Source organism: Nocardia wallacei, assembly GCF_029868745.1.
Taxonomy (GTDB): Bacteria; Actinomycetota; Actinomycetes; order Mycobacteriales; family Mycobacteriaceae; genus Nocardia; species Nocardia wallacei_B.
In genome coordinates this window covers 1-7,914 of the sequence record NZ_JARWOP010000102.1, presented here as the reverse complement: position 1 = coordinate 7,914, position 7,914 = coordinate 1, and the positions used below count along the sequence as shown (strand labels likewise).

The window sequence follows — 7,914 nt, the reverse complement described above, 5'->3', positions numbered from 1 at the left end:
ACGGCTGCGCCGGGCACTCCGATGGCGATGTGGCGGCGCACGCGCTGTGTGGCGCGCTGCTGTCGGCCGCGGGCCTCGGCGACGTGGGAGCCGTCTTCGGCACCGGACGGCCGGAATGGGCGGGCGTGTGGGTTTATATTCCCCCCCCCGGGGCCCCCCCAACCCGCGACGCCGAAGGCGGCGCCATCAAACACAGACACGCGCGCGTTGGCTCGTATCCCGTGGAGGGTGAGGGGCTCACGCCGTAGGCTGACCGGGTGAACCCCAGTGCATCATCCGATCCGGAACTGCCGACGCTGCGTGATCCGGTGCTCGTGGCCGCCTTCGAGGGCTGGAACGACGCGGCCGATGCCGCCAGCGGCGCCGTGGAACATCTGGAACTGATCTGGGACGCCGAACCACTGGCCGAACTCGACTCCGAGGACTACTACGACTACCAGGTGAACCGGCCGACCGTCCGGCAGGTCGACGGTGTCACGCGCGAGATCCAGTGGCCCTCGACCACGCTGTCGGTGTGCTCGCCGCCCGGGAGCAGCCGCGACATCGTGCTGCTGCACGGCATCGAGCCCAACATGCGCTGGCGCAGCTTCTGCCACGACATCCTGGAGCTCACCGAGCAACTGAAAGTCTCGACCGTCGTCATTCTCGGCGCGCTGCTCGCCGACACCCCGCACACCCGGCCCGTGCCCGTCACCGGCACCGCCTACAGCAAGGAGGCGGCCGAGCGGTTCAACCTCGAGCAGACCCGCTACGAGGGCCCGACCGGTATTACCGGCGTACTGCAGGATGCCTGTGTGCGCGCGGGCGTCCCGGCCGTCTCGTTCTGGGCCGCGGTGCCCCACTACGTCTCCCAGCCGCCGAACCCCAAGGCCACCATCGCTCTGCTCCGTCGCGTGGAGGATGTCCTCGACATCGAGGTCCCGCTCGGCGAGTTACCCGCGCAGGCCGAGGACTGGGAGGCCGCCGTCGACGAGATGACCGCCGGCGACGAAGAGGTCACCGAGTACGTCCGATCGCTGGAGGAACGCGGCGACGCCGCCATCGATCTCAACGAGGCGATGGCCAAGATCGATGGCGACGCCATCGCGGCGGAGTTCGAGAAGTATCTGCGGCGGCGCGGCCCGGGCGGCTTCAGCCTCTGAATCCGGCGGCGATTCCCGGGGGGCGGACGCTGCCGCCGGTGTCAGCACTCCATGGTCCACACCCGCGCCTCCGCCTCCTGGGCCAGCTTCGCGATCAGCAACTCACGCGGAATCGTCTGGCCGGCAAAGTGATCGAGTGACGGCACCACCACGTGGTGGGCGTCGGCACGCTTGAGTTCGGCCGTCAGCTCCGCGAACGCGGCGCCGTCACCCTGGGTCGATTCATGGAACGTCGCGGCGAAGCAGAAGCCTTCGTTGGCGGCGAGGACGCACATCGCGTCCTCGAGCTCGTCGCTGTGGCCGTCGGCCAGATCGTCACGCACGTATCCATAGATCAACGCTTGCACCCGAACCTCCGTTTGGATGTGGACAGGGACTCGCTGTTCTCTTGTCGGTACTGCGTTGTTCGGTAGAGCTGATGCCATACCGACCGGTACGGCATCGGGCCGGCAAATCGCCCACATCGAGCATGCGCCTCGCACAAATGCAATTGCAGATGTCAATCCGGTGACATCTGTATGCCCTATCCGGGCCATCTCGCGTTAACTGGTGGGATACTACATACGTGGCCGTTGGTGACGATCGACCCGTCTGGGCTGTCAGGATGCGTTCCGAACGCGACGCCAGGGGGTGGTCACAGGCCGAAGCCGTACGCGCCATGCGCGCCAAGTCGTCTCACAATCTGCCGACCGACAGCACGTTGCTGCGCAACTGGCGCCGTTGGGAATCGGGCGAATCGCGGCCCGACGATTTCTACGCGCCGATCATCGCCGCGGCCTTCGACACGGTGACCGCGGCCTTCTTCCCCAAGGCCCGGCCCAACCGCGACGACGAGTTGCTGTCCTCGACGGGGATGGACACGCTGGAGTTCATCGGTCGGCTGCGCATGTCCGATGTCTCTTCTGCCACTTTGGATGCCATCCGCATCACCGCCGAACGGCTGTGCAGCGAATATCCCTGTACCGACCCGCACGAACTGCACGCCGAGGGCACCGCGTGGCTGCGCCGCATCACCTCGTTGCTGGACGGCCGGCTGACGCTGGCGCAGCACCGCGAGGTGCTGGTGCTCGCGGGCTGGGTGGCGCTGCTGGTCGGTTGCGCGGACTACGACCTGGGCCGGCGGACCGCCGCGGAGGCCACCCGGCGGGCCGCGCTGTCGCTGGGGCAGGAGGCCGAGAACGCCGAAATCATCGGGTGGGGAGCCGAAATGGCGGCGTGGTTCGCGCTGACCCAGGGCAATTACCGCGGCGCGATCGAGGCCGCCGACGCCGCACTGGCTACCTCTCAGCACCTCGGTGTCGGTGTGCAGCTCGCCGCGCAGCAAGCCAAAGCGTATGCCCGGCTCGGTGATCGCGCACAGATGGACGCCAGCCTCAAACAGGGCCGAGCGATCTTGGAGCAACTCGACCATCCCGCCGATCTGGACAACCATTTCGTCGTCGATCCGCAGAAGTTCGACTTCTATGCCATGGATTGCTCGCGGGTCGCCGGAGACGATCGGCTCGCGGAAGCCTATGCGCAGCAGGTCATCCGGAGTTCGACCGGTCCGGACGGCGCCCCGCGCAGGCCGATGCGGGTTTCGGAGGCACATCTGACCCTCGCCGTGGTGGCCGTGCGCGACCGGGATCTGGAGCTGGCCGTGGACGCGGGCATGCGGGCATTCACCGGGAAGCGCCGGTCGCTGCCGTCGCTGCTGTGGATCGCCGGGGAGGCGGCGCGGGAGATGATCGAACGGTATCCCGGTGATCCGCGCACCCACATGTACCTGGACCAATTGCGTTCGCTGGCGAGCTGAGCGCGGCGTGTCGGCCGGCGGCGGCGCGCCGAGGCCGGGGACGGCGGCGCGGTGTCGGTGGCCGGTACTACTCTCATCCCGGTGACCGAGTCCGCTGAAGGATTGCTGCCCGACGCCACCGCCGCGTCCGAGGGCTCTCCGGCGGCTGCCCCGAAGACGGCGTCCGAGCCCGCTCCCCTGTTCGACGGCGCCGCCCTGGAACGGGGCCGCGTCGTGTTCGCGCCGCTCGGGCTCGACGGCTCGACCGAGCCCGTCCCGCTCGACGGGTCCGTCCTCGGCGATCGGCTGCGGCTGTTCTCCTTCGCCACCGCCGAGAAGCGCGGCGAATACCTGTGGGTGCTGCGCGCTTTCGACCACGCCCGCGCCGCGTACGTGGTATTGCTGCACGCCAGCGACGTCGCCGAGACGCTGACCCGGTTCCCGGAAGCGCCGCGGCTCACCGCTACCGAGGTGGGCCCGCTGCTCGAGCAACTGCACCAGTGGGGCGTGCTGGAGCGCAGCTACGACGGCAGCCGCGCGGCCACCCTCGCCGAATATCGCAACCGGCACTTCGTCTATCAGTTCTCCCGCTCCGGGTATCAGGCGTATCGCGCGGTCGCGGAGGTGCTGGGGGCGCGGCTGGACGAGGCCTCGCTGTCGCGCCTGGTGCTGCCGGAGTTGCTGGCCGATCTCGAGGCGCTGGCCCGCGCCAACCGCACCGGCGACGCCGAACGGGTGTACCGCATCCTGAAACGACTCGACACCGCGCTTTCGGAGCTGGCCGACCGTGCCGCGCACTTCTATCTGACGCTCGGCGATCTCGTCCGCACCACCGAGGCCACCCCGGAATCGTTTCTCGCGCACAAGGATGCGCTGCTGGCCCACATGCGCGAGTTCAGTATGGATCTCGCGCGCTTCGCCCCGCGGCTGGCCGCGGCCATCGCCGAGGTGGAGGACTCCGGCGTCGAGGAGCTGATCGCCCGGGCCGGCGCCTGCGACGAGCGGGTGCTGCTGAGTGTGCCCGAGCGCGAGGCGGATTGGCGGGCCCGATGGCAGGGCCTGCGCGGCTGGTTCGTCGCCACGGCCGCGGAGGCCGCCGCCGGCGACGGCGCGCCGGGCACGGAGGCGGAGCGGTTGCGCGAGGCCACGATGAGCGCGATCGCCGCGGTGCTGTCACTGTTGCGGCGGGTCACCGAGACCCGCAAGGGCGGGGTGAGCCGGGAGTCGGCGCTGCGCCACCTGGCGGGCTGGTTCACCGCCGCGCCCACCGCGGAGAGCGCGCACGCGCTGTTCGACGCCGTGTTCGGGCTCGGCCGCCCACGCCACCTGGCCATGGAACATCCCGACGCCGACATCATCCCGCCCAACCGATCCTGGTGGGACGCACCGCCTTTGGAGATCGCCCGCACCCTCGCCGAGACCGGTCGGCCGCCCTCCCCCGGCGCTCCGTCCCGCATCCAGCGCAACGACGCCGGTGTCCGCCGCCTGCGCCAGGAACAGCTCGACGCGCAGCAGGCCCGCGCCGCCGCCGCCCGCTCCCTGGCCTCCGCCGATGTGCACGAGCGGCGGCTCGACGAGCGCGAGACCGAGGTGCTGCTGCGGCTGCTGGACGCGGCGTCCACGGCGTGGGTGCCGGTCAGCGGCCGGGTCAGCGGCACCACCGGGTCCGACAGCGGGGTGACGCTGACGGTCCGCGAACACGCCGGATCCACCGTGGTGCGCACCGCCCGCGGCCTGCTGCACCTGAACAACCGCCGCCTCGAAGTGCGCGAGAACACCCGCACCCGTAGCGGATCCGGGCGGGCGTGATGCACGCGCGCACCATCGATCCGCTCGCCCTGGACAGCTATCAGCGCGCCGCCCGGGTGATCCTGGCCAACCATCTGGTCACCCGCGGCTTCCCCGATCGGATTGCGCTACCGCTGATCCGGCGCTGGGCCACCGAGCTGCGCGAGGACCTGGCCGAGCTGTTCGGATATCGGCTGGAGGTCACCGAGACCACCGCGCGGCTGTTCCCGGTGCACGACCGCCTCGATGCCGGGCGCCCCGCGCGCACCCCGGCCGAACGGGTCTTCGATCGGCGCCGCTACGCCTACCTCGCCTTGGCGCTGGCCGCGCTCGGCCGCGCGGGCGATCAGATCACGCTCTCGGAGCTGGCGGATCAGGTCGCGTCCTACGCCACCCGGGTCGAGGGCCTGGAGCTGACCACCGACCGCGCCGCCGACCGGGACGCGTTCGTCGACGCCATCGCCTGGCTGGCCGCGCGCGGCGCGCTGACATTGGCCGACGGCGACGCGAGCGGCTGGGCCGCCGATCCCGAGGCGGGCGAGGCGCTCTACGACATCGACCGCTCGGTGGTGTTCGCGATCTTCCGGCCCCCGCGAGTTTTACAGCACCTGCACAGCGTGCGCGGCCTGCTCGCCGACGAATCCGACACGGCCCCGGGCGGTCCCGCGCCGCAGGCCCGGGCCGCCGCCGCGCGCCGGGTGCGCCGCGCCTTGGTGGAGCTGCCGGTGGTGTATGCCGAGAGGTTGCCCGGCGACGAGCGCACCCTGCTCGGTACGGAGAAACTGGTGACCGAGGTCGAGTTGCTGACCGGCCTGCGGGCCGAGCGCCGGGCCGAGGGCGTGGCGCTGATCGACGTTTCGGGCCGTTTCTCCGATGTCCGTTTTCCCGGCACCGGCACGCTGGCCCAGGTGACGCTGTTGCTGATCGGCGAGATCGCGGATCTGGTGCTGGACATCGACAATCCGGTGCCCCGCCGTCCGCTGCCGCCGCCCGGCACCGCGCCGGCCACTCAGCTCGACGCCGCCATTCCGGCGTCGACCGTGTTCACGCCGCTGGTCGTCGAGCCCGAACCCGAAGCCGCCGAGGCGGATTCGGACCGGGCCGCCGAGGAGACCGAGATTCCCGAGCATCCTGTCGTCGGCCTCGTGTGGGTGCGCGAGACCGTGCAGGCCCTCACCGAGCGCTACGGCTCCACCTTCGCCGCCCAGTGGCAGGCCGACCCGCCCGGGCTCACGCGGGAAGTGGTCGCCCTGCTGGAGCGCTTGCATCTGGTCGAGGTCCTCGACGAAGGGCTGCTCGTCCTGCCCGCGCTGGCGCGTTACCGTGGCGCCGTCGTCACCGTGCGCACCCGCGCGGAATCCGAATTGTTCGCCTCGGCGCGGAAACTCGGCGCGCACGCGCAGCCGGAACCGGCCGCGGCCGCCGCACCGGACGGGCACCCATGAGCACGACACGGGCGGGTACCGAACGAGGGAAGGGACGGCGTAGCTGATGGAGTCCATTCATGGTGGCGTGCGGTTCGTTCCCACCCGGGCGGGAATCGTCAATCTCTGGGACTACCGCGACCAGGAGTTCTGCTTCGCCGACGGGCGGCTGGTGCTGCGCGGGCCGAACGGGTCCGGCAAGACCAAGGCCCTGGAGGTGCTGTTCCCCTTCGTATTCGACGGGCGGATCGAGCCCCGCCGGCTCAACCCGTTCGCGGGTGAGGAGCGGACGATGAAGTCGAACCTGCTGTACCGCAAGCAGGAATCGGCGTATTCGTATGTGTGGATGGAGTTCGCGCGCGGGCAATGGACCGACCCGGAGGTCGTCACCGTCGGCATCGGCATGCGCGCCACCCGCTCGTCGGACAAGGTCACCCGCTGGTACTTCGTCGCCGACGGCCGAGTGGGCGTGGACTTCTCGCTCATCGGCCCCGACGACCGGCCACTGACCCGCAAGCAGCTCGCCGAGCAGATCGGCACCGACGCCATCACAGACCGGCCGGTCGACTATCGTGCGGCCATCGACGCCCGCATGTTCGGGCTCGGGCTGCAGCGGTACGACCAGCTGATCAATTTGATCCTCACGCTGCGCCGCCCGCAGCTGGCCAAGAATCTCGATCCGCGCGGGCTGTCGCAGGCCCTCACCGACGGCCTGCGCCCGCTCGACGATCAACTCATCCTCGACGCGGCCCGCTCGTTCAGCGATATGGAGGAGGTCGGCCGGACGCTGGAGGGCCTCGTCCAGGCCGACACGGCGACCCGCACGTTCGTCGACGTCTACCGCAAATACCTGGGCGTACAGGCGAAGTCGGATGTCGAGCAGGTGCGCGGGCGGCTGGAGACGGTCACCCACACCAGCACCGCCCTGTTCGCCGCCACCGCGCTGCGCGAACGCCGCGAGACCGAGCGCGCCGCCGCCGAGACCCGCGCCGAGGAGGCCGACCGCGCCTACGAGCAGGCTCTCGCCGACCGCGAGACCTTACAGCGTTCCAGCGCCTACGAGGGCAAACAACAGCTCGACGACCTGGCCGACGCCGTGCGCCGCCTGGAGACCTCCGCCGCCGTGCACCGCGACAAGGCCACCAAGGCCCAGCAGGCCGTCGACCAGCGCGCCGCAGAGGCCGAACGCGGCCGGGCCGCCGTCGAATCCGCCGCGGCGGCCCTGTCGCGCGGCGAGGACGAGTTGCGCGCCGCCGCCGAGGAGGCCGGAATCTCCTGGGCCGCACTGCCGGAACAGGCCCGCGCCGAACAGCTCACCACCACCGTGCGCAGCCACGCCGAGGAGCGCGACGCCGACGTGCGCGCCGTCCGGCAGGCCCTCACGCTGGTCGACACGGCCGCCGCCGACCGGGCCCGCACCGAGCGCGCCGCGCAGCGCGCCGGGGAGCAGCGCGACGCGGCCGCCGCCGCCCTGGCCGAGGCGGAGGCGGCGGTGACCCTGGCCCGCTCGAATACCGCCGCGGCGCTGCGGGAATGGTGGGAGGAACACCGCGAGGTGCTGACACCCGTCCGGTCCGGCCTGTTCGAGGCGCTGGACGCCGCCCTGGCCGAGGCCGGATCCGACGCCGCGACGACTCTCCCCGAGGTGTTGGCCGAACGCACCGAACCGCTGACCGAGGAGGTCCGTGGCCGCCGTCAGCAGGCGCGTGCCGCCGCCGCGCCGGCGGCCCCGCGCGCCGCCCCGCGGCGCCCCGAACCCCACCAGGTAGCGGCCGGACAAGACGAT

At 71.2% G+C, this 7,914-nt stretch carries 5 protein-coding genes and 2 pseudogenes; 6 read left to right on the top strand and 1 reads right to left on the bottom strand.

Annotated features, from left to right (window positions below; translation table 11 throughout):
- Both QH470_RS07820 and QH470_RS07815 read left to right on the top strand, forming a co-directional pair.
- Nucleotides 1-128, top strand: a pseudogene (locus tag QH470_RS07820) (2-C-methyl-D-erythritol 2,4-cyclodiphosphate synthase); the annotation flags it as partial.
- A gap of 129 nt (nt 129-257) precedes the next feature.
- A complete protein-coding gene (locus tag QH470_RS07815; RefSeq protein ID WP_280271602.1) occupies nt 258-1,142 on the top strand; it encodes a PAC2 family protein in 885 nt (294 codons plus the stop codon).
- A 41-nt stretch (nt 1,143-1,183) separates the two neighbouring features.
- Here the strand turns inward: QH470_RS07815 and QH470_RS07810 are convergent, their stop codons facing one another.
- Nucleotides 1,184-1,465: a hypothetical protein gene (locus QH470_RS07810; RefSeq protein ID WP_280271601.1), complete on the bottom strand. Its 282-nt coding sequence runs from the start codon at nt 1,463-1,465 to the stop codon at nt 1,184-1,186.
- Between the two features lie 281 nt (nt 1,466-1,746).
- On the opposite strand from QH470_RS07810, the gene QH470_RS07805 reads away from it, so the two are divergent.
- The 4 genes and pseudogenes from QH470_RS07805 to QH470_RS07790 form a co-directional block, all read left to right on the top strand.
- Complete coding sequence (locus QH470_RS07805; protein WP_280271600.1) at nt 1,747-2,937, top strand: NsdA family TPR-like regulatory protein; 1,191 nt, start codon at nt 1,747-1,749, stop codon at nt 2,935-2,937.
- Nucleotides 2,938-3,222: 285 nt separating this feature from the next.
- The gene (locus tag QH470_RS07800) at nt 3,223-4,725 is read left to right on the top strand and encodes a TIGR02677 family protein (RefSeq protein WP_280271604.1); all 1,503 of its coding nucleotides are present in this window, start codon (nt 3,223-3,225) and stop codon (nt 4,723-4,725) included.
- Nucleotides 4,725-6,149 carry a TIGR02678 family protein gene (locus QH470_RS07795; RefSeq protein WP_280271603.1) on the top strand — a complete coding sequence of 475 codons (1,425 nt, stop codon included), beginning with the start codon at nt 4,725-4,727 and terminating at the stop codon, nt 6,147-6,149. The genes QH470_RS07800 and QH470_RS07795 overlap by 1 nt, the downstream gene beginning before the upstream one ends.
- 46 nt (nt 6,150-6,195) lie before the next feature.
- Nucleotides 6,196-7,914: pseudogene (locus tag QH470_RS07790) on the top strand (endonuclease); the annotation flags it as partial.

Coding starts and splice junctions, on each gene's coding strand:
- QH470_RS07795 (WP_280271603.1), top strand. CDS start 4,725: ATGCACGCGCGCACCATCGATCCGCTCGCCCTGGACAGCTATCAGCGC.
- QH470_RS07805 (WP_280271600.1), top strand. CDS start 1,747: ATGCGTTCCGAACGCGACGCCAGGGGGTGGTCACAGGCCGAAGCCGTA.